Source organism: Streptomyces coacervatus (genome assembly GCF_029223485.1).
Lineage (GTDB): Bacteria > Actinomycetota > Actinomycetes > Streptomycetales > Streptomycetaceae > Streptomyces > Streptomyces coacervatus.
In genome coordinates this window covers 202,877-222,966 of record NZ_JARHTP010000010.1, presented here as the reverse complement: position 1 = coordinate 222,966, position 20,090 = coordinate 202,877, and the positions used below count along the sequence as shown (strand labels likewise).

General features: G+C 69.8%; 14 protein-coding genes, 3 tRNA genes and 1 pseudogene. 8 read left to right on the top strand and 10 right to left on the bottom strand.

What is annotated here, in order from left to right; translation table 11 throughout:
- Positions 1-705 precede the first annotated feature (705 nt).
- The 3 genes from P2Q00_RS25360 to P2Q00_RS25350 form a co-directional block, all read right to left on the bottom strand.
- Positions 706-782, bottom strand: a tRNA-Ile gene (locus P2Q00_RS25360).
- A 166-nt stretch (positions 783-948) separates the two neighbouring features.
- Positions 949-1,021: transfer RNA gene (locus tag P2Q00_RS25355), tRNA-Asn, on the bottom strand.
- 5 nt (positions 1,022-1,026) lie between these two features.
- Positions 1,027-1,099 (bottom strand) — tRNA-Asn (locus P2Q00_RS25350).
- 135 nt (positions 1,100-1,234) lie between these two features.
- On the opposite strand from P2Q00_RS25350, the gene P2Q00_RS25345 reads away from it, so the two are divergent.
- The 4 genes from P2Q00_RS25345 to P2Q00_RS25330 all read left to right on the top strand — a co-directional run bounded on the left by P2Q00_RS25345 (position 1,235) and on the right by P2Q00_RS25330 (position 6,921).
- Positions 1,235-1,540 carry a YtxH domain-containing protein gene (locus tag P2Q00_RS25345; RefSeq protein ID WP_275775012.1) on the top strand — a complete coding sequence of 102 codons (306 nt, stop codon included), beginning with the start codon at positions 1,235-1,237 and terminating at the stop codon, positions 1,538-1,540.
- Between the two features lie 41 nt (positions 1,541-1,581).
- Positions 1,582-3,024: an FGGY family carbohydrate kinase gene (locus tag P2Q00_RS25340; RefSeq protein ID WP_275775011.1), complete on the top strand. Its 1,443-nt coding sequence runs from the start codon at positions 1,582-1,584 to the stop codon at positions 3,022-3,024.
- Positions 3,025-3,232: 208 nt separating this feature from the next.
- Positions 3,233-4,966, top strand: coding sequence for an ABC transporter ATP-binding protein (locus P2Q00_RS25335; protein ID WP_275775010.1), 1,734 nt, complete (start codon positions 3,233-3,235; stop codon positions 4,964-4,966).
- The gene (locus tag P2Q00_RS25330) at positions 4,966-6,921 is read left to right on the top strand and encodes an ABC transporter ATP-binding protein (RefSeq protein ID WP_275775009.1); all 1,956 of its coding nucleotides are present in this window, start codon (positions 4,966-4,968) and stop codon (positions 6,919-6,921) included. Before P2Q00_RS25335 ends, P2Q00_RS25330 begins: the two co-directional genes overlap by 1 nt.
- A gap of 162 nt (positions 6,922-7,083) precedes the next feature.
- Here the strand turns inward: P2Q00_RS25330 and P2Q00_RS25325 are convergent, their stop codons facing one another.
- From P2Q00_RS25325 to P2Q00_RS25305, 5 genes are all read right to left on the bottom strand, one after another.
- Positions 7,084-8,382 (bottom strand): RNA polymerase sigma factor, encoded by a 1,299-nt coding sequence (locus P2Q00_RS25325; RefSeq protein ID WP_275775008.1) that lies wholly within the window; start codon positions 8,380-8,382, stop codon positions 7,084-7,086.
- 103 nt (positions 8,383-8,485) lie between these two features.
- Positions 8,486-10,387 (bottom strand): DNA primase, encoded by a 1,902-nt coding sequence (gene dnaG / locus P2Q00_RS25320; RefSeq protein WP_275775007.1) that lies wholly within the window; start codon positions 10,385-10,387, stop codon positions 8,486-8,488.
- A 47-nt stretch (positions 10,388-10,434) separates the two neighbouring features.
- The gene (locus tag P2Q00_RS25315; RefSeq protein ID WP_275775006.1) at positions 10,435-11,700 is read right to left on the bottom strand and encodes an NAD(P)/FAD-dependent oxidoreductase; all 1,266 of its coding nucleotides are present in this window, start codon (positions 11,698-11,700) and stop codon (positions 10,435-10,437) included.
- Between the two features lie 129 nt (positions 11,701-11,829).
- On the bottom strand, positions 11,830-13,092 hold the full coding sequence (locus P2Q00_RS25310; RefSeq protein ID WP_275775005.1) for a deoxyguanosinetriphosphate triphosphohydrolase: 1,263 nt from the start codon (positions 13,090-13,092) through the stop codon (positions 11,830-11,832).
- Positions 13,093-13,153: 61 nt separating this feature from the next.
- Positions 13,154-14,065 carry a sirohydrochlorin chelatase gene (locus tag P2Q00_RS25305; protein WP_275775004.1) on the bottom strand — a complete coding sequence of 304 codons (912 nt, stop codon included), beginning with the start codon at positions 14,063-14,065 and terminating at the stop codon, positions 13,154-13,156.
- Between the two features lie 225 nt (positions 14,066-14,290).
- Here P2Q00_RS25305 and P2Q00_RS25300 point away from each other — a divergent pair, with 225 nt between their 5' ends.
- Positions 14,291-14,977, top strand: coding sequence for a SanA/YdcF family protein (locus tag P2Q00_RS25300; protein ID WP_275775003.1), 687 nt, complete (start codon positions 14,291-14,293; stop codon positions 14,975-14,977).
- Here the strand turns inward: P2Q00_RS25300 and P2Q00_RS25295 are convergent.
- Positions 14,964-15,155: pseudogene (locus P2Q00_RS25295) on the bottom strand (enoyl-CoA hydratase-related protein); the annotation flags it as partial. The gene P2Q00_RS25300 and the pseudogene P2Q00_RS25295 sit on opposite strands and share 14 nt — an antisense overlap.
- A 342-nt stretch (positions 15,156-15,497) precedes the next feature.
- Between P2Q00_RS25295 and P2Q00_RS25290 the strand changes: the two are divergent.
- From P2Q00_RS25290 to P2Q00_RS25280, 3 genes are all read left to right on the top strand, one after another.
- A complete protein-coding gene (locus P2Q00_RS25290; protein WP_275775002.1) occupies positions 15,498-17,588 on the top strand; it encodes a molybdopterin oxidoreductase family protein in 2,091 nt (696 codons plus the stop codon).
- A 181-nt stretch (positions 17,589-17,769) separates the two neighbouring features.
- Positions 17,770-18,975 (top strand): hypothetical protein, encoded by a 1,206-nt coding sequence (locus P2Q00_RS25285; protein ID WP_275775001.1) that lies wholly within the window; start codon positions 17,770-17,772, stop codon positions 18,973-18,975.
- Complete coding sequence (locus P2Q00_RS25280) at positions 18,972-19,634, top strand: hypothetical protein (RefSeq protein ID WP_275775000.1); 663 nt, start codon at positions 18,972-18,974, stop codon at positions 19,632-19,634. The genes P2Q00_RS25285 and P2Q00_RS25280 overlap by 4 nt, the downstream gene beginning before the upstream one ends.
- Positions 19,635-19,646: 12 nt before the next feature.
- Here P2Q00_RS25280 and P2Q00_RS25275 read toward each other — a convergent pair whose 3' ends face one another.
- Positions 19,647-20,057: a gamma-glutamylcyclotransferase family protein gene (locus tag P2Q00_RS25275; protein ID WP_275774999.1), complete on the bottom strand. Its 411-nt coding sequence runs from the start codon at positions 20,055-20,057 to the stop codon at positions 19,647-19,649.
- Positions 20,058-20,090: the final 33 nt, after the last annotated feature.

Below are 20,090 nucleotides of genomic sequence, written 5' to 3'. Positions count from 1 at the left end.
GCAGGTGGATATCTCCGTCCTGAGGCAGACAGCAGACCTCGCCGGCGTCCGGAGCGAACGCGATGCCGTCGCAGGGGATCGCCCCCGGACCGATCCAGGCAGCCGCCCCCTGCGGGCCCCGCCAGCCGCTCGTCGGTTCCGTCGTCCAGGTCGGACCACAGGTTCTCCCAGACCAGGACGCCCAGCGCCCCGCGGACGTCCCTGGCGTCCGCGTCCGACACCATATGCTCCGTCCCCGCCAGAAATAGATAACCTGCGGTATCCATGGACTGTAGAGCCGACGCATTTCGGGACCTTCCCTCCTGCCCCGGGGAACGGCGTCGCGATCACACACTCCGAGCGCCGACGCCCATTTATGTGGGCCAGGAGAACAAAAATCCCGCCCCTATTTCTTCAGCTCGGAGTTCAGTTCAAAGCTGACGGGACGTCGGATCGACATACCGCCGAGCCTGGACCAGCGACCCGCGATCACAACCGCCGCCACACCCGGCCCGGCCGCCCCCGCATGACAGGCCGTCAGCAACTCGGGCATGCGGCCCCGAGGGCAACTGCACCCCCGCTCCGCCCCCGACGGCATCCATCGCCGCGTCCCCTGTGCGTCCCCTGGATCCTGATCTGAACGACCGAGCGGGGGCCGCCACCTCCGAGTGACAGCCCCCGCTCTGACGTTCCCGCAGGTAGAAACGGTTCTGCCCGCGTAGCGAGTGGTGGGGCGGGTGGGACTCGAACCCACGGCCGACGGATTATGAGTCCGCTGCTCTAACCGGCTGAGCTACCGCCCCATAGCGGCGTGTCGCGCACATTTGTGCGCGCCGTCTGCCGCAGCATAGCCGCTCATACGATCTCCTGCTTCGGATGGTCGACTTCGCACGCCCATGGAGACTGCGCCGCCGCCTGCGCGGTTCCCGCCGACATGAAAAAGGACCCCAAGGGGGTCCTCTTCGTGTGCTCCCCCGACTGGACTCGAACCAGTAACCTGCCGGTTAACAGCCGGCTGCTCTGCCAATTGAGCTACGGAGGACCGAGCTCCCCCGACTGGACTCGAACCAGTAACCTGCCGGTTAACAGCCGGCTGCTCTGCCAATTGAGCTACGGAGGAATGCCTCGTTTGCATCGAACGTACCTACCTGGGTATTCGCCAGGGGGCGGGCGCTCGCTGCGACACATACATTAGCGCAAGCAGGGGGGTGCTCCGCCAATCGGTACTCCCCACGGACGGAAGGGTGACTCGGCCATGCGCTACAAGCTGACGTTCGTCGTCGGGCTGGCACTGGGTTACGTACTGGGCACGCGTGCCGGTCGCGAGCGCTACGAGCAGCTGAAGAAGTCCGCACGTCAGGTCGCGCAGAACCCCGCGGTCCGCAACACCGCGGAGTCGGCCGCCCAGCAGGGCCGCCAGTTCGCGGGCAAGGCGTACCACGCGGTGAGCGACAAGGTCGGCGACCATGTCCCCGACTCGGTGGCCCAGCGGGTCCGGTCCCTGCGCGAGCGCAACACGAACGGCGCAGCGGAGGACGACTGGGGCACGAGCAACACGTAGCGGTACGCGAGCAAGCGCCGCGGTACGGCAGAATTTTGGCCATGGGGATAGTCGCCGGGTTGGACAGTGCGCCCGATTTCACTCGCATCGTCGTCTGCGACACGGACACGGGTGCCGTGCTCAGGCAGGGGTATGCCCCGCATCCGGTGGACGGCGATCGGCCCGCCGACGTCGACCCGCAGGCCTGGCTGCTGTCTCTCGGTGAGGCGGCCGGCGGCGGACTCCTCGAAGGCGTGCAGGCCATCGGCGTGTCGGCGCAGCAGAACGCGGTGGTGCCGCTGGACGCGCAGGGCGGCACCGTGCGCCCGGCGATGGTCGGCGGCGACAAGCGTGCGCAGGTCGCGGCGGCCGATCTGATCGACGCGCTCGGCGGGCGTGAGGCGTGGGCGCAGGCGGTGGGGTGTGTGCCGCAGGCCGCGCAGCCGGTGACCAAGCTGCGGTGGCTGGCCAAGAACGAACCCGATGCCGCCCTGCGCACCGCGATCCTGATGCAGGCACACGACTGGCTGGTGTGGCAGTTGCTGGGGCGGCCGGTCAGAAGGACCACCGACCGGGGCGGCGCCTCCGGCACCGGGTACTGGTCGGCGGCGACCGGCAACTACCGGTCCGATCTGGTCGAGCTGGCGCTCGGTCACCAGGCGATGCTGCCCGATGTGATCGGGCCGGCGGAGGCTGCCGGTACGACCCCCGAGGGGCTGCTGATCTCGGCCGGGACCGGGGAGACCATGGCCGCCGCCTTCGGGCTCGGCATCGGGCTCGGTGATGCGGTGGTGTCGCTCGGCGCCTCCGGGTCCGTGATGGCCGTACACCCCGAGGCTCTGGTCGACAGCACCGGGATGATCACGTCGCTGGCCGACGCGACGGGCATGCACCTGCCGGTCGTCACCACGCTGAACGCCGTACGGACCCTGCGCGGGACCGCCGAGCTGCTCGGGCAGCCCGATCTGGAGAGTCTGTCCGAGCTGGCGATGAAGTCGACTCCGGGCGCCCACGGGCTCGTACTCCTGCCTTATCTGGAGGGTGAGCGGACGCCGAGTCTGCCGCACACGGCGGGGTCGCTGGCCGGGCTACGGCGGGAGTCGATGAAGGCCGAGCATCTGGCGCGGGCGGCGTTCGAGGGCATGCTGTGCGGGCTCGCGGACGCGCTGGACGTGCTGCGCGGCCGGGGTGTCGAGGTGCGGCGGATCTTCCTGCTGGGGGCGGCCGCCGAGCTGCCCGCCGTGCAGGCGGCGGCACCGATGCTCTTCGGGGCGCAGGTCGTCGTACCGCAGCCCGCGGACTACGCGGCGATCGGTGCCGCCCGGCAGGCCGCCTGGGCGCTCGGCGTCTCGCAGGGCACCCTCGACCCGCGCAACCCGCCGGCCTGGCAGGGGGCGACCGGGCAGGTGCTGGAGCCCGGCGACGAGCTGGCGGTGGGGCAGGCGGTGCGGCAGCAGTTCGTTTCGGTGCGGGAGCAGACACATCCGGGCGCGTTCCGCCCGTAAGGCGGTACTGCATCATTCCGGGGGATAACCCCCGGACCCCCAGCAGAAAAGCAGGTCAGCAGGGGTGACCGGCGCGGACATCGCGAGGCGAACCCGAATAAAGCGCACTGCTGTCGGCTTAATCGGTTGAGGTAACACGGGTGGAGTGTCCGACGATAGGAGCCTGGGGCATCAAGCCCGCCCCGCCGCCGACTCCGAGAGACGTAGCGTGCTCATACGACTTCTGCGGACCTACCTCAGGCCCTACAAGAAACCCATAGCCCTGCTGGTGCTGCTGCAGTTCCTGCAGACCTGCGCCACCCTCTACCTGCCCACGCTGAACGCGCACATCATCGACAACGGCGTCGTGAAGGGTGATACCGGCTACATCCTCTCCTTCGGCGCCCTGATGATCGGCATCTCGCTGGTGCAGGTCGTCTGCAACATCGGTGCCGTGTACTACGGCGCCCGGACCGCCTCCGCGCTCGGCCGGGACCTGCGGGCGTCCGTGTTCGACCGGGTGCAGTCCTTCTCGGCGCGGGAGCTCGGGCAGTTCGGGGCGCCCTCGCTGATCACGCGTACGACCAACGACGTACAGCAGGTCCAGATGCTGGCCCTGATGACGTTCACGCTGATGGTGTCGGCACCCATCATGTGCGTGGGCGGCATCGTGCTGGCGCTCGGCCTCGACGTACCGCTGTCCGGGGTGCTGGTCGCCGTGGTGCCGACGCTGGGTATCTGCGTGACGCTGATCGTGCGGCGGCTGCGGCCGCTGTTCCGGGCCATGCAGGTGCGGCTGGACACGGTGAACCGGGTGCTGCGGGAGCAGATCACCGGTAACCGTGTGATTCGGGCCTTCGTGCGGGACGAGTACGAGAAGGACCGTTTCCGCAAGGCCAACGCCGACCTCACCGAGATGCAGCTGAAGACCGGCAACCTGCTCGCCCTGATGTTCCCGGTGGTCATGACCACGGTGAACCTGTCGTCGATCGCGGTGGTGTGGTTCGGCGCGCACCGCATCGACAGCGGCGGCATGGCGATCGGCGACCTGACCGCGTTCCTCGCCTATCTGATGCAGATCGTCATGTCCGTGATGATGGCCACCTTCATGTTCATGATGGTGCCGCGCGCGGAGGTGTGCGCCGAGCGGATCGAGGAGGTCCTCGGGACCTCGTCGAGTGTCGTTCCGCCGGTGGCGCCCGTCACGGAACTGCGGCGGCACGGGCATCTGGAGATCCGGGGGGCCGGGTTCCGCTATCCGGGCGCCGAGGAGCCGGTGCTCAAGGCCATCGACGTGGTGGCGCGGCCCGGTGAGGTGACCGCTGTCATCGGCTCGACCGGCAGTGGCAAGTCCACGCTGCTCGGGCTGGTTCCGCGCCTGTTCGACGCGACCGACGGCGAGGTCCTCGTCGACGGGACGGACGTCGCGACCCTCGAACCGAAGCTGCTCGCCAGGACGGTCGGGCTGGTGCCGCAGAAGCCGTACCTGTTCGCGGGGACGGTGGCGACCAATCTGCGCTACGGCAATCCGGACGCCACGGACGAGGAGTTGTGGCACGCGCTGGAGGTGGCGCAGGCCAAGGACTTCGTCGAGCGGCTGGAGAACGGCCTCGACTCCCCCATCGCGCAGGGCGGTACGAACGTCTCCGGTGGTCAGCGGCAGCGGCTCGCGATCGCGCGGACGCTGGTGCAGCGCCCGGAGATCTACCTCTTCGACGACTCCTTCTCCGCCCTCGACTACGCGACCGACGCGGCGCTGCGTGCGGCGCTGGCCGAGGAGACCGCCGAGGCGACCGTCGTGATCGTCGCCCAGCGGGTGGCGACCATCCGCGACGCGGACCGGATCGTCGTACTCGACGAGGGACGGGTCGTCGGGACCGGCCGCCATCACGAGCTGATGGCGGACAACGAGACCTATCGGGAGATCGTGCTCTCCCAGCTGACGGAAGCGGAGGCTGCCTGATGGCCGGGCCTATGGGGCGGATGATGGCCGGGGGCGGCCCCGACCAGCGCTCGATGGACTTCAAGGTGTCGGGCAAACGCCTGATCGCCCAGTTCAAGCCGGAACGTCTCACCATCTGTCTGCTGCTGTTCTGTGTGGTCGTGAGCGTCGGTCTGAACGTGGTCGGGCCGAAGATCCTCGGCAAGGCCACCGACCTGGTCTTCGCCGGCATCATCGGCCGGCAGATGCCGGCCGGGGCGACCAAGGAGCAGGTCCTCGACTCCATGCGGGCGCGGGGGCGGGGCCAGATCGCCGACATGCTCCGCAGCACCGACTTCACGCCGGGCAAGGGCATCGACTTCGGCGCGGTGGGGAACGTACTGCTGCTGGCGGTGGGTACGTTCCTCGTCGCCGGTCTGCTGATGGCCGTGGCGACCCGGATGGTCAACCGGGCCGTCAACCGGACCATGTACCGGCTGCGCGAGGACGTGCAGGCGAAGCTGTCGCGGCTGCCGCTGTCGTACTTCGACAAACGGCAGCGCGGTGAGGTGCTGTCCCGGGCGACCAACGACATCGACAACATCGGGCAGACGCTGCAGCAGTCGATGGGCCAGCTCATCAACTCGGTGCTCACCATCATCGGTGTGCTCGCGATGATGTTCTGGGTGTCGTGGCTGCTCGCGCTGGTGGCGCTGGTCACCGTGCCGTTGTCGTTCGTCATCGCCACGCGCGTCGGCAAGCGGTCACAGCCGCACTTCGTGCAGCAGTGGCGCACCACCGGCAAGCTGAACGCCCACATCGAGGAGATGTACACCGGCCACACCCTGGTGAAGGTGTTCGGGCGGCAGGACGAGTCGGCGAAGCAGTTCGCCGAGCAGAACGACGCGCTGTACGAGGCCGGGTTCAAGGCGCAGTTCAACAGCGGGGTCATGCAGCCGCTGATGATGTTCGTGTCGAACCTCAACTATGTGCTGGTGGCGGTGGTCGGCGGGCTGCGGGTCGCGTCCGGCGCCCTGTCCATCGGTGACGTACAGGCCTTCATCCAGTACTCGCGGCAGTTCTCGATGCCGCTGACGCAGGTCGCGTCGATGGCGAACCTGGTGCAGTCGGGTGTCGCCTCGGCCGAGCGGATCTTCGAACTCCTGGACGCGGAGGAGCAGGAGGCGGACCCGCTGCCGACCGCGAAGCCCGACGGGCTGTCGGGGCGCGTGGAGCTGGAGAAGGTGCGCGGGCGGGTGGAGCTGGAGAACATCTCCTTCCGCTACGACCCCGAGAAGCCGCTGATCGAGAGCCTGTCCCTGAAGGCCGAACCGGGGCACACGGTCGCGATCGTCGGACCGACGGGGGCGGGGAAGACCACTCTGGTCAACCTGCTCATGCGGTTCTACGAGGTCTCCGGCGGGCGGATCACCCTCGACGGCGTCGACATCGCGACGATGTCCCGGGACGAACTCCGGTCCGGGATCGGCATGGTGCTGCAGGACACCTGGCTGTTCGGCGGCACGATCGCGGAGAACATCGCGTACGGGGCGTCCCGGGAGGTCACCCGCGGCGAGATCGAGGAGGCGGCGCGGGCCGCGCACGCCGACCGGTTCGTGCGGACGCTGCCCGACGGGTACGACACCGTGATCGACGACGAGGGCACGGGCGTCAGCGCCGGTGAGAAGCAGCTCATCACCATTGCGCGGGCGTTCCTGTCCGATCCGACGATTCTGGTGCTGGACGAGGCGACGTCGTCGGTCGACACCCGGACCGAGGTGCTGATCCAGAAGGCGATGGCGAAGCTCGCTCATGGGCGTACGTCGTTCGTGATCGCGCATCGGCTGTCGACGATTCGGGATGCGGACACGATTCTGGTGATGGAGAACGGGGCGATCGTCGAGCAGGGGGCGCATGCGGATCTGCTCGCCGCCGACGGGGCTTATGCGCGGCTGTACAAGGCGCAGTTCGCGCAGGCGGTGGCTGAGGTGGACTGAGCGGGTTGCCCGGCGTCGGGGTGCCGCTGCGCCCACCCGTGCCGCCCCAGCGGCACGACTGCCCGCAGCTACGCGGGCTGCAGCGGCACCCTGCGCTCAGCCGCGCGCCCTGAAGGGGCGCGGGGAACTGCGCGACCAGCCCCCGCCGGGCCGCAGACGGCGTCAGTCCAGGTAGCCCCTCAGCTGGTCCGCAAATGCGTGGTCCCGCAGCTTGTTGAGGGTCTTCGACTCGATCTGCCTTATCCGTTCGCGGGTGACGCCGAAGATGCGGCCTATCTCCTCCAGCGTGCGCGGCCGCCCGTCGACCAAGCCGTAGCGCAGCTGCACAACCTTCCGCTCACGCTCGCCGAGCGTCGAAAGCACCGCCTCCAGGTGTTCACGCAGGAGCAGGAACGCCGCCGACTCCACGGGGGACGTGGCATCGCCGTCCTCGATCAGGTCGCCGAGGGCCACGTCGTCCTCCTCGCCGACCGGCGCGTGGAGGGAGACGGGTTCCTGGGCCAGGCGGAGGACCTCGCTGACCCGCTCGGGGGGCAGGTCGAGGTGGTCGGCCACTTCTTCCGGCGTGGGCTCGTAGCCGCGCTCCTGCAGCATGCGGCGCTGGACGCGGACCACGCGGTTGATCAGCTCGACGACGTGGACCGGGACCCGGATGGTCCGGGCCTGGTCGGCGAGGGCCCGGGACATGGCCTGGCGGATCCACCACGTGGCGTACGTGGAGAACTTGTAGCCGCGGGCGTAGTCGAACTTCTCAACTGCCCTGATCAGCCCCAGGTTTCCCTCCTGGACGAGGTCGAGCATGGTCAGCCCGCGGCCGACGTACCGCTTGGCCACGGACACGACGAGCCGCAGATTCGCCTCGATGAGGCGGCGCTTGGCCATACGGCCCATGACGACGAGGCGGTCCAGGTCGAGGGCGAGCTGGCCGTCGAGGGAGGGTGCGGTGCTGAGCTTCTCCTCGGCGAACAGTCCGGCCTCGACGCGGCGGGCGAGGTCGACCTCCTCGGCCGCGGTCAGCAGGGGGATGCGGCCGATCTCGCGCAGATACTGGCGGAACAGGTCCGAGGACGGGCCGCTGTCTGAGGCGCGGGCGCGCGGCGGCTCCGGCGGCTCGGGGGCCTCCGCGGCCTCCAGCGCCTCCGTGGGCGGTTCAGCCGGCTCGGGCGGGCCCTCCGGGTCCGCCTCCGGGTGGTGCACGACACGGTTCTGCGGGGGCACCGCGACGAGAACGTCGGTCTCGGCGTCCGGCTCCGTGCCGTCCGTACCGGTGTCGGTCTGGGTGAGGGTCTGGGTCTGCACGGGGGCGACCTCCAGGATGATCGCTGCTGAGGTGTGCGGCAGCGCTGCTTCGGGAGCGGAGTCGACGGCCTCGCCGCTGTCCGTCCCGTACGCGATGAGCGGAACCGCGGGGTTGTGCGACCCGTGTTGGACGGATCGGCCGCGCTCCGAGGACTCAGGCACCGGAACCCAGTGTGGAGTACGACACATCGCCGCCACGAGGGGCGTGCGGTGACTTTTTGCAATCGGGCTGTGACCGGGTGGTTACCCTGCCGTACGCGATTGCTCAGAGCGCTCCGGCTCCGTGTTCCCGTAGCGCCTGGTCGTACTGCTGGAGTACCCACAATTCGTTCTGTACTGCAGCCAGCTGCGCCGGATCTCCTTGAGTTCCGAGGCGGGTGAAGGTGCTCTGGACGTCGCGGACGCGGCGCTCCACGGCGCGGCGGCGGACGGTCACCAGCTGTTCGCCCGCGTAGTTCTCGTCGACCGTGCGGCGCATGATCGCCTCCACGGCCAGCTCCGTGACCATCGCGCGGACCGCGTCGTCGGGTGCGGCCTCGCGGACGCGGACCAGGTAGTCCTGCGCGTCCTGGACGCCGTACTCCGAGCCGCCCGCCTCCATGATCGCCTCGCGTACGGCGGCGTAGGGCGCGGCGGTGAACTCGTCGGCGCCGTATGCGTCGAAGGCCGGGGAGACCAACTCGGGGCGCTGGAGGGCGAGTTTGAGGAGTTCGCGTTCGGTGGCGTAGACGGGGTTGCGGAGGTTGAGGGCCGGGCCGGACGGACCGGCCGGGCGGGGGGCGGCGTCGTACGACTGCGGGCCGCGGGCCGGGGCCGGGCCCTTGCCGCCGCGGTCGCGGGCCCAACGGGCCAGCTGGGCCACCCGCTTGACCACGAACTGGGTGTCGAGGATGCCGAGCATGCCGGCGAGCTGGACGGCGACCTCGTGCTGGGCGCCGCTGTTCTTGATGCGGGCGACGATCGGGGCCGACTCGTCCAGGGCCGCCGCGCGACCGGCCGGGGTGTCGAGGTCGTAGCGGACGACGATCTGGCGGAGGGCGAACTCGAAGAGCGGCGTGCGGGGTTCGACCAGGTCCGAGACCGCCTCGTCGCCCTTCGCCAGGCGCAGTTCGCAGGGGTCCATGCCGTCCGGGGCGATGGCGATGTAGGTCTCGGCGGCGAATTTCTGGTCGTCCTCGAAGGCGCGCAGGGCCGCTTTCTGGCCGGCCGCGTCGCCGTCGAAGGTGAAGATCACGCGGGCCGAGCCGTTGTCCATCAGCAGCCGGCGGAGGATCTTGATGTGGTCGCCGCCGAAGGCCGTGCCGCAGGTCGCGATGGCGGTCGTCACCCCTGCGAGGTGGCAGGCCATGACGTCCGTGTAGCCCTCGACGACGACCGCTCGGCTGGACTTGGCGATGTGCGGTTTCGCGAGGTCGATGCCGTAGAGGACCTGGGACTTCTTGTAGATCGGCGTGTCGGGGGTGTTGAGGTACTTCGGGCCGTTGTCCGCCTCGTACAGCTTGCGGGCGCCGAAGCCGACGACATCCCCGGCGATGTCGCGGATGGGCCACATCAGACGGCCGCGGAAGCGGTCGATGGGGCCCCGGCGGCCCTCCTGGGCGAGGCCGGAGAGGACCAGCTCCTTGTCGGTGAAGCCCTTGCCGCGCAGGAAGCGGGTGAGGTGGTCCCAGCCCTGGGGGCTGTAGCCGACGGAGAAGTGCTGGGCGGCGGCCTGGTCGAAGCCGCGCTCCGCCAGGAACTTGCGGCCGGTGTCGGCCTCCGGGCTGTTCGCCAGCTGCTCGATGTACCAGTCGGCGGCGATCTTGTGGGCCTCGACCAGGCGGATGCGCTCACCGCGCTGATGGGAGGGGTTGTAGCCGCCCTCCTCGTAGCGCAGTGTGATGCCGGCCCGGGCCGCGAGCCGCTCGACCGACTCGGAGAAGGTGAGGTGGTCGACCTTCATCACGAAGGTGATGGTGTCGCCGCCCTCCTGGCAGCCGAAGCAGTGGAAGAGTCCCTTGCTCGGGCTGACCTGGAACGACGGCGACTTCTCGTCGTGGAACGGGCAGAGGCCCTTGAGGTTGCCCCCGCCCGCGTTGCGCAGCTGGAGGTACTCGGACACCACGGCGTCGATCGGGACCGCGTCCCGAACCGCCTTCACGTCCTCGTCGTTGATCCGTCCTGCCACGCGTGAATTCTACGGGGGTGGTGTGACAGTGGATCGCCCTCGTCAGGTCACGAGGCCAGACCGTCCAGCGGAACGTGCGGGTCCGCGAGCGCCTCGGTGTCCACCTGTGCCTTGGAACGGATCAGTTTCTGGATCGGCTCTGTGACGTCCCACACGTTCACGTTCATCCCGGCCAGCACCCGGCCCTGCTTCACCCAGAACGCAATGAACTCACGCTTTCCGGCGTCCCCTCGGATCACCACTTCGTCGTACGTCCCCGGGGGCGCCCAACCGCTGTACTCCATCCCCAAGTCGTACTGGTCGGAGAAGAAGTAGGGCACACGGTCGTAGGTGGCATCGCGGCCCAGCATCGCGCGCGCCGCCGCCGGACCGCCGTTGAGGGCGTTGGCCCAGTGCTCGACGCGCAGGCGGGTGTCGAAGAGGGCGTGCGGGAAGGAGGCCACGTCGCCGGCCGCGAAGATGTCGGGGTCGGAGGTGCGCAGCCGGTCGTCGACCACGACGCCGGCGCCGTGTGCGCGGTCGGCGATCTCCAGGCCGGCCGCCTCCGCGAGGCCGATGCGGGGGGCCGCACCGATCGCGGCGAGGACGTCGTGCGCGGGGTGCTCCTCGCCGTCGTCCGTGCGCGCGGCCAGCACCATGCCGTCCTGGCCGACGATCTCGGTCAGCCTCGCGCCGAAGTGGAAGCGGACGCCGTGCTCGCGGTGCAGTTCGGCGAAGAGGTTGCCGAGTTCGGGGCCGAGGACCGCGTGCAGCGGGGTCGCCGAGGGTTCGACGACGGTGACCTCGGCGCCGTACTCGCGGGCCGCCGCCGCGACCTCCAGGCCGATCCAGCCGGCCCCGGCGATCACGATGTGCCCGTTGTCCCGGCCGAGGGCGGCCAGCACGTGCTTGAGCCGCTCGGCGTGCGCGAGGCGGCGCAGGTGGTGGACGCCGGCGAGGTCGGTCCCCGGGATGTCGAGGCGGCGCGGCTCCGCGCCCGTCGCCAGCAGGAGCTTGTCGTAACGGACGAGCGTGCCGTCCTCGCCGAAGCGGACCGTCTTCGCCGTACGGTCGATGGCATCGACGGTCTCGCCGAGGTGCAGCTCGATGTCGTTCTGTGCGTACCAGGCGGGCTCGTGGACGAAGACGCTGTCGCGCTCCTCCTTGCCCAGCAGATAGCCCTTGGAGAGGGGAGGGCGCTCGTACGGGTGGTCGCGTTCGTCGCAGATCAGTATCACGCGGCCGGTGAAGCCCTCCGCTCGGAGCGTCTCGGCCGCTTTCGCGCCGGCGAGACCGCCTCCGACGATGACGAATGTCTGATCCGCGTCGACCACTTGATGCCTCCTCGTAAGGGTGCCGCCACATGCGAGCGTCCCGCACGGAGCGTGATGGGGGAAGAGGGAGTGGCCCGATCAGGCCACGGAGGGTCACATTCGGGCTCGTTCGGCGTCATCCGCGTCCCGTCAGTCTCTCAGGTGTCCCGTCAGGCGCGCATGCAGCGAACGGGCCGAGGCGTCGGTGAGGGAGGCGATCTGGTCGACGATCACCCGCTTGCGGGCGCGGTCGTCGCCCGCCTGGTCGAACAGCGCGCGGAACTGCGGGTCCAGACCGTCCGGCGCGCGGACGGTGAGCGCCCCCGCCAGCTCGGCGACCACGATCCGCTGGTCGGCCCGCAGCAGCTCCTGCTCGGCGCGCTGCATGACGTACCGGTCCGCGACGGCCTTGAGGACCGCGCACTCCAGCCGGGTCTCGTGCGGTACGACGAGTTCGGCGTCGTAGCGGGTGAGGCGACCGGTGCCGTACGCCGCGCGCGTGGCGGTCTCGGCGGCGAGGCAGAAGCGGCCGATCAGCTGGCTGGTGGCGTCCTTCAGGCGGGCCTGGGCGACCGCCGAGCCGTCATAGCCGTGCGGCCACCACTCCTGGTCCTGGAGGCGGTCCAGGGCGGCGGCGAGTTCGGCGGGGTCGGTGTCCGCGGCGACGTACCGTCCGACGGCGACCGCGAACACCGCCTGCCGTTCCGGCTCCGCGTGCAGGCAGTTGGGGTCGATGTGGCCCGCGTGCAGGCCGTCCTCGACGTCGTGCACCGAGTACGCCACGTCGTCGGACCAGTCCATGACCTGGGCCTCGAAGGTGGTGCGGTTGCCCGGGGCCTCCTTGCGGACCCAGTCGAAGACGGGACGGTCGTCCTCGTAGACGCCGAACTTGGGGGAGGCCGGGGCGGTGGGGTGGGCGCCTCGGGGCCAGGGGTACTTGGTGGCGGCGTCCAGGGCGGCCCGGGTGAGGTTGAGGCCCACCGAGCCCTCCGGGGTGAAGCGTTTGGGTTCGATGCGGGTGAGGAGTCTCAGGGACTGGGCGTTGCCCTCGAAGCCGCCGCAGTCGTGGGCGAACTCGTTCAGGGCCTGTTCGCCGTTGTGGCCGAAGGGGGGGTGGCCCAGGTCGTGGGAGAGGCAGGCGGCTTCCACCAGGTCGGGGTCGCAGCCGAGGGCTGCGCCCAGCTCCCGGCCGACCTGGGCGCACTCCAGGGAGTGGGTCAGGCGGGTGCGGGGGCTGGCGTCCCATGCACTGGCGCTGCGCTCACCGGGCGTGACTACCTGGGTTTTACCGGCGAGGCGACGTAGGGCTGACGAATGGAGTACGCGTGCGCGGTCGCGTTGGAAGGCCGTGCGGCCAGGGCGCTTGTCGGGTTCGGGGGCCCAGCGTTCGGTTGACTGCGCGTCGTACGACATGTCTCGACAGTAAGCGCAGGCAGTGACAATTGGGGTGCGCCTGTCCGTCTGCCGGGTGCGGTTATATCGCGAGTGCGGGTCGTGTGTGGCTGATCGCGCAGTTCCCCGCGCCCCTGGGGGTGGCTGTCGCAGCCGGAGTTGCCAGTGACTGGTCGTAGCGGTGGAGGACCAACCTTGCCATCGCCGGGTGTGTGCCCAATGGGGCCGATGCGATCCAGGGGGCCGCCTCCGCGCACTCCGTGGCGAAGCGGCCGGGGGCTGTGAAATATGAGGCTACGGCTACTCGGTCGTGGCCTCTTGCGGTCAGGGCGCAGATGGCGTCCGGGACCGTGGGGGCGGCTGTGGTGGCGTAGGCGGGGACCACGGGGACGCCGAGGCGTTCCGCCAGTAGTTGGGCCGTGCGGTTGGTGTCGACCTTGGACTCCGGGTCGCGGGAGCCCGCGGCGGCGAGGACGACGGCGCTCCTGCGACGGGTGGCCTCGCCCATGCGGGTGCGCCAGCCGGCCTCCACGAGGCGGTCGTAGAGGGCATCCACGAGCAGCGGGTGCGGGCCGAGGGCGCCGGACACGCGCGCGCGTACCTGCGATTCGGCGGCCATCTCGGGGATGTCCCGCTTGATGTGGTAGCCGCGGCTGAGGAGGAGCGGCACCAGGACCGCCTCGCGGGTGGCGAGGGTGGCCAGGGTGTCGGGCAGCAGGGGGGCGTTGAGCTCGATGTGGCCCAGGTGGACCGGCAGACCGGGGCGCTGCTCGCGGATGCGGTCCAGGAGCGTGCGCACGGTGCTCAGTGCGCGCGGATCGCGGCTGCCGTGCGCCACGACGACCAGCGCGGGCGGGCCGGGGCGCCGTCTGCCGTTGAGGGAGACGAGGCTGAGCTGGCTGGCGAGCTGGCTGCTGATCCGGTTCATGAGGTGCGCCGTACTGTCGAGGTGGGCGGTCGTGGACTCGTCGCGAGGAGGGTTCGACGGCGTCATGGACCGATGGTGGCGGCGGGAGGTTGCCGCCCCGTTGCACGAGAATGACGGGTGTTTTCCGGCGGTTCACGGTGGGGTGGGTGGGGTTTGTGAGCTGTCGTGACCTGCGGTTTCGTCGTTCGGAGTGAACCTGGTCACGTATCGTGTGGCGAACCGTACGGCCTGACAGGACGTCTCTGACTGTCGAAATACGGGCTGAGGAGCCGAGGGGGAGGGGACCGTCCGATGCGCCGACCCATGCTGCGCAGACCGCGCCTGCCACGCACGCGTGCCGGGTGGCGGCGGCTGGTGCAGGCCGTGATGGCCGGGTGCGTGCTGGCCCTGCTTCCGGTCACATGGCTGTACGTCTCCACGGCCGACCGGCTGCGTACGACGGCCGACGCGCCCCGCACCGAGGTCGCCGTAGTCTTCGGTGCCGGCCTGTGGAACGGCGAGCCGTCCCCGTATCTCGCGAACCGTCTGAAGGCGGCGGCCGAGCTCTACCAGGAGGGCCGCATCAAGGTCGTCCTCGTCACCGGCGACAACAGCCGCAAGGACTACGACGAGCCCGACGCCATGCGCCTGTATCTGAAGAAGCACGGCGTTCCGGACGGGCGGATCGTCAGCGACTACGCCGGTTTCGACACCTGGGACTCCTGCGTCCGCGCCAAGAAGATCTTCGGCGTGGACCGGGCTGTGCTGATCAGCCAGGGCTTCCACATCCGGCGGGCGGTCGCCCTCTGCCAGGCGGCGGGTGTCCAGTCGTACGGCATCGGGGTCGACGCGAAGCACGACGTGACCTGGTATTACGGCGGCACACGCGAGATCTTCGCGGCGGGAAAGGCGGCCCTGGACGCCGTGTTCCACCCGGACCCCCAGTTCCTCGGGCCTAAGGAACCGGGGGTGAGCAGGGCTCTGGCTAGCGACCGGTGAAGCGCGGGGTGCGTTTCTCCAGGAAGGCGGTCATGCCCTCCTTCTGGTCGTGGGTCGCGAACAGGGCGTGGAAGACGCGGCGTTCGTAGCGGATGCCGTCGCGCAGGCCGGTTTCCAGGGCTCGGTCCACGCACTCGCGGGCGGCCCGGACGGCGGTACGGCCGTATGCGGCGATGGTGGGGAGACCTCCTGGCCGGCTGTTTCGAGTGACGGTTTGCGGCCGGGTTGAGCGGCGGGCATGCCCGGTATGTCGAACGCCGTGCGGAGTCGTGCGCGCAGTCAGCCAGGGTGCTACGGAGCCCTTTAACCCTCAACGATGCGTGATCGGCCATCCACGGGACGGAATGAGCCACATGCGGCGACTTTCGCCACAGAGGCAACTTCCGTCACGGCCGGCGGCGACTCCAGGGCGGGTCGCTGTACGCCTCACGGCGATCGGCAACCGGAGGGGAGGTCGCCGTCCCGCCCGTGTAACAAGGGGCCGCCCCGCATGTAACACGCCCGAAGCACGCTGAGTGGCATGCAGATCTCCGCGACGCCCACCCACTGCCCGTACTGCGCCCTGCAGTGCGGGATGAATCTGACGCCCGCGCCGGACGGCACGGTCGAGGTGAGCGAGCGCGCGGACTTCCCGGTGAACCGGGGTGCGCTGTGCGGCAAGGGCCGTACCGCGCCGGCCGTGCTCTCGTCGCGGGTGCGGCTGACCTCCCCGTTGGTACGCTCCGGGGGCGAGCTGACCCCCGCCACCTGGGAAGAGGCGCTGAACCGGATCGCCGAAGAGCTGCGCCGGACGCGTACGGAACATGGCCCGGACGCGGTCGGCGTCTTCGGCGGAGGCGGCCTCACGAACGAGAAGGCGTACACGCTCGGCAAGTTCGCGCGCGTGGTGCTCGGCACCTCGCAGATCGACTACAACGGGCGCTTCTGCATGTCGTCGGCGGCCGCGGCCGGGATCAAGGCCTTCGGGCTCGACCGGGGGCTGCCCTTCCCGCTGGAGGACATCCCGAAGACGGGCTGCGTGATCCTGGTGGGGTCGAACCTCGCGGAGACCATGCCGCCGTCGCTCCGGTTCTTCAACGAGCTGAAGGAGAACGGCGGCACGCTGATCGTCGTGGACCCGCGCCGCACGAAGACCGCCGAGCAGGCCGATCTGCATCTGGCGCCGAGGCCCGGTACGGATCTCGCGCTGGCACTCGGTCTGCTGCACCTGGTCGTGGCCGAGGGGCGGGTCGACGAGGCGTACATCGAGGAACGGACGACCGGCTGGGAGGAAGCGCGCGCCGCGGCGATGGCGCACTGGCCGGAGTACGTGGAACGGATCACGGGGGTGTCCGTTCCCCAACTCCGGGAAGCCGTACGGCTGTTCTGCGAGCCGGAGGCCGCCATGGTGCTCACGGCCCGCGGGCCCGAACAGCAGTCCAAGGGCACGGACACGGTCGGCGCATGGATCAACCTGTGCCTGGCGACGGGGCGCGCGGGACGGCCCCTCAGTGGCTACGGCTGTCTGACCGGGCAGGGCAACGGACAGGGCGGGCGCGAACACGGCCAGAAGGCCGACCAGTTGCCCGGCTACCGCAAGCTGGACGATCCGGCGGCGCGACGGCATGTGGCCGAGGTGTGGGGTGTCGACCCGGACAGCCTGCCGGGGCCTGGAAGGAGTGCGTACGAACTCCTCGACGCCCTCGGTGGGGACATCAAGTCCCTGCTGCTGATGGGCTCCAACCCGGTGGTGTCGGCGCCACGTGCCGCGCATATCGAGGAACGCGTCAAGTCCCTTGATTTCCTTGCCGTTTGTGACGTCGTGCTGTCGGAGACGGCGGCCCTCGCGGACGTCGTGCTGCCGGTGACGCAGTGGGCGGAGGAGACCGGTACGACGACCAACCTGGAGGGGCGTGTGCTGCTGCGGCGGCGCGCGATCACGGCTCCCGAAGGCATCCGGAGCGACCTCGACGTCATGCACGAACTGGCCGACCGGCTCGGCGTGGAGAAGGGCTTCCCGACCGACCCGGAGGAGGTCTTCGAGGAGCTGCGGCGGGCGAGCGCGGGCGGGCCGGCGGACTACTCCGGGATCACGTATCGGAGGCTGGCGCAGGAGAACGGGGTCTTCTGGCCGTGTCCCACTGCCGACGCCGATGCGGACGTGGGACACCCCGGCACCCCCCGTCTCTTCCTCGACCGTTTCGCCACCCCGGACGGCCGGGCCCGCTTCGCCCCCGTCTCGCACCGGGCGTCGGCCGAGGAGCCGGACGACGAGTACCCGGTGCTGCTGACGACCGGCCGGGTCGTCGCCCAGTACCAGTCCGGCGCCCAGACCCGCCGCGTGGACGAGCTGAACGCCGCGGCACCGGGCCCGTTCGTGGAGCTGCACCCGCGGCTGGCGGCGCGGCTCGGGGCGGCGGAGGGCGACCCGCTGGCGGTGGTGTCCCGCCGGGGACGGGCCGTCGCGCCCGCCCGCATCACCACGTCGATCCGCCCGGACACGGTCTTCATGCCCTTCCACTGGGCGGGCGAGGGCCGCGCCAACACCCTCACCAACCCGGCACTGGACCCCACCTCACGGATGCCGGAGTTCAAGGCTTGTGCGGTGCGGGTGGAGACCGTGCAGTCGTAGACGCGGGCGCGGGCCGGACGGGACGAGCGTGATCGAGGGCACAGATTCTGGCCACAGTGGCCTGATATGTTCACGCCGACCACATGACCGGAAGGGCTGACCACCCTTCCGGCTCTTCCCAGCACTTGCTGCACTTTTCCGGCGGACGTCTTCTGAATGTGCGCCCTGAGGGGGAATTCGCATGCCCGCGAGGAAACTCGCCGCGCTCGCACTGGGCACCGTTGCCGTTGCCGGCCTCGTCAATGTGCCGGTATCCCAGGCGGCGACCGGAGACCCGGTGGCCTTCACGGGGACGGTCGACACACAGATACCGCTGGATCGGGCCCGGTTCACGCTCCGCGCCGACCTGCCCGCCACGGAGACAGCCGATCTCACCGACGGCGCAAAGGTCGACATGCTGAAGCTGCCTACGACGGGGATCAGCACCACTGGCAACTCCTTCACCGTCGCGGTCGCTCCGGCCGACGTACCGGACCGCTACGTCGGCTCGAACGGCCTGGTGTCACTGGAGCTGGAGATCTACGACCCGCAGACCGACAGCTACGCGTGGACGACCCAGTCCGTGCGTCTCGTCGGCGGCGAGCCGGCGGCCACCCGGTTCGCCACGGCCCGCAGTTGGACCGACCCGCTCGCCTCCGGCCGGACCCCGACCGCCCGCTCCGCCGCAAGCCGGGCGCCCGAGGTCAAGGTGCACCTGGGCAAGGCGCCGAAGGGGTTGAAGGCCGCCCTCCTGCCCCGCACCGACACCTGCACGATCACGAAAACCGGCCAGAACGACGCCTGGGCCACCATCGGCGAGAGCTTCCCGGCCGCTCCGGGCTTCGGCACCAAGCGCGGCACGGCCTGGATGACCCACAGGAACGGCTCCGAGGTCACCTTCGGCGCGGCGATCACCACGGACGGCACGAAGTGGTCCGCGTCCGGAAGCGCCTCGGTCGCCAACACCAAGGGCTTCGACTTCCAGTGGGACCCCGACACCAATCCGAACATCGCGTACCGGACCGAGGTGCGCTACTTCAAGTACACGTACGACTGCGGCGGCGTGATCATCAACCGCAGGCTGAAGGCCGTCTCGGAGACCGGCGGCGTCAAGACCATCCACGTGGACGCCAACCCGCCGCACTGGCTCTCCCGTGCGAACTGCACCTTCGACATGCCGGCCGGCACGTGGACGAAGACCACCGGCAAGACATACTCCAACTCCGGCGGCGTCAAGATCAGTTCGGTGATCGGAATCGACCTGAGCACCTCGCGGAACTACACCACGGGCTCCACACTGAGCTACAAGATGGACGCCGGACACGACTCTCTGTGCGGCAACACGGACAAGCCGGGCTACGCCCCCAAGGTGCAGCAGTACTACAACCGCATCCAAGAGGAACTGTGACCAGCGGCTCCACGCGAAAGACCGTACTGATCCTGGCCGCGGCCGCGGCCACGGTGGTGGCGGTGTCCCTGCTGACCGGTTGGCCGTTCGGTGACGACCGCGTGGAGCACGTCAGTGGGGACGGCCCGCTGCAGTCCCACACCGACACGGGCACCACCTCGGTCTACGCGCCCAAGGAGACCCCGTGGGCGGTGACGTTCGGCAGCTATCTGCTCTGCTCGACCGACGGGGACCCGATCACCATCGACGGTATCCGTTACCGCACCCCGGTGAAGCCGAAGGCGGTCTCCCTGAAGCTGCGGACCGTCACCCCGCAGCTGTGGAAGGCGACCGTCGATGCCGGCCAGATCGGCGCCGCCCTGGGGACGCCGCCGCACTTCCGGCAGCGCAAGGCACCCGGCGATTACAAGGACGCCCGGGCTGGCAGCCGTATCACCCAGAGCTGCGCCGACCAGGACAAAGAGGGAACAGGCTTCACGGAGTTGCTGTTCGTCCTGGACGTGGGCAGAGAGGGCGGCTACATCGACACCGCGTGGATCGACTACCACGTGCACGGAGACCCGTACACGCTGCGGCTCGACTGGAAGATAGTCGCCTGCGGGTCACGGGTCCCGCACACGGTGGACGGAACCGCGGTCTGCGACGGACGGCAGAGCTGACGGCAGGCGGACTCACCTGACCCGCCAGTCCCCACTCCCGATCAGCTTGCCGCGGGCACGCAGTCGGGCGGCGACTGCGGGGCCGGCCACGTACACCCAGGCGCGTACGGCCGTGTCCGCGCCGTCGCGGACGACAGCACGCTCGACGCGCTCGTAGAGGCTGCACGGATCCCCGGGGGCGTACTCCTCCAGCCGGTCGAGGGCGACGAGCAACTCCCCGTACTCCTCCGGCAGTGCGGTCACGAGCTCGCCGTGGACCACCCCGCCCCGCTCCTCCACCGCATAGGGATAGCCGGGACCGTCGTACAGCACCGCGCCGTTGAGCCGCGCCGGCTCCTCATGCTCTGTGCGACCGCGCAGGAACAGGTCGTGGTTGATCTCGCCGGGGAGGAGGGTGCCGTAGACGAAGAACGGGAGTCTCACAAAAACGATTCTCTCCCCTCACATACCTCCTCG

Bases quoted from the DNA above. Each gene is read 5' to 3' on its own strand.
- P2Q00_RS25345 (WP_275775012.1), top strand. From the start codon at position 1,235: ATGCGCTACAAGCTGACGTTCGTCGTCGGGCTGGCACTGGGTTACGTA.
- P2Q00_RS25340 (WP_275775011.1), top strand. From the start codon at position 1,582: ATGGGGATAGTCGCCGGGTTGGACAGTGCGCCCGATTTCACTCGCATC.
- P2Q00_RS25330 (WP_275775009.1), top strand. From the start codon at position 4,966: ATGGCCGGGCCTATGGGGCGGATGATGGCCGGGGGCGGCCCCGACCAG.
- P2Q00_RS25310 (WP_275775005.1), bottom strand. From the start codon at position 13,092: ATGTCGTACGACGCGCAGTCAACCGAACGCTGGGCCCCCGAACCCGAC.
- P2Q00_RS25305 (WP_275775004.1), bottom strand. From the start codon at position 14,065: ATGACGCCGTCGAACCCTCCTCGCGACGAGTCCACGACCGCCCACCTC.
- P2Q00_RS25300 (WP_275775003.1), top strand. From the start codon at position 14,291: ATGCGCCGACCCATGCTGCGCAGACCGCGCCTGCCACGCACGCGTGCC.
- P2Q00_RS25290 (WP_275775002.1), top strand. From the start codon at position 15,498: ATGCAGATCTCCGCGACGCCCACCCACTGCCCGTACTGCGCCCTGCAG.
- P2Q00_RS25285 (WP_275775001.1), top strand. From the start codon at position 17,770: ATGCCCGCGAGGAAACTCGCCGCGCTCGCACTGGGCACCGTTGCCGTT.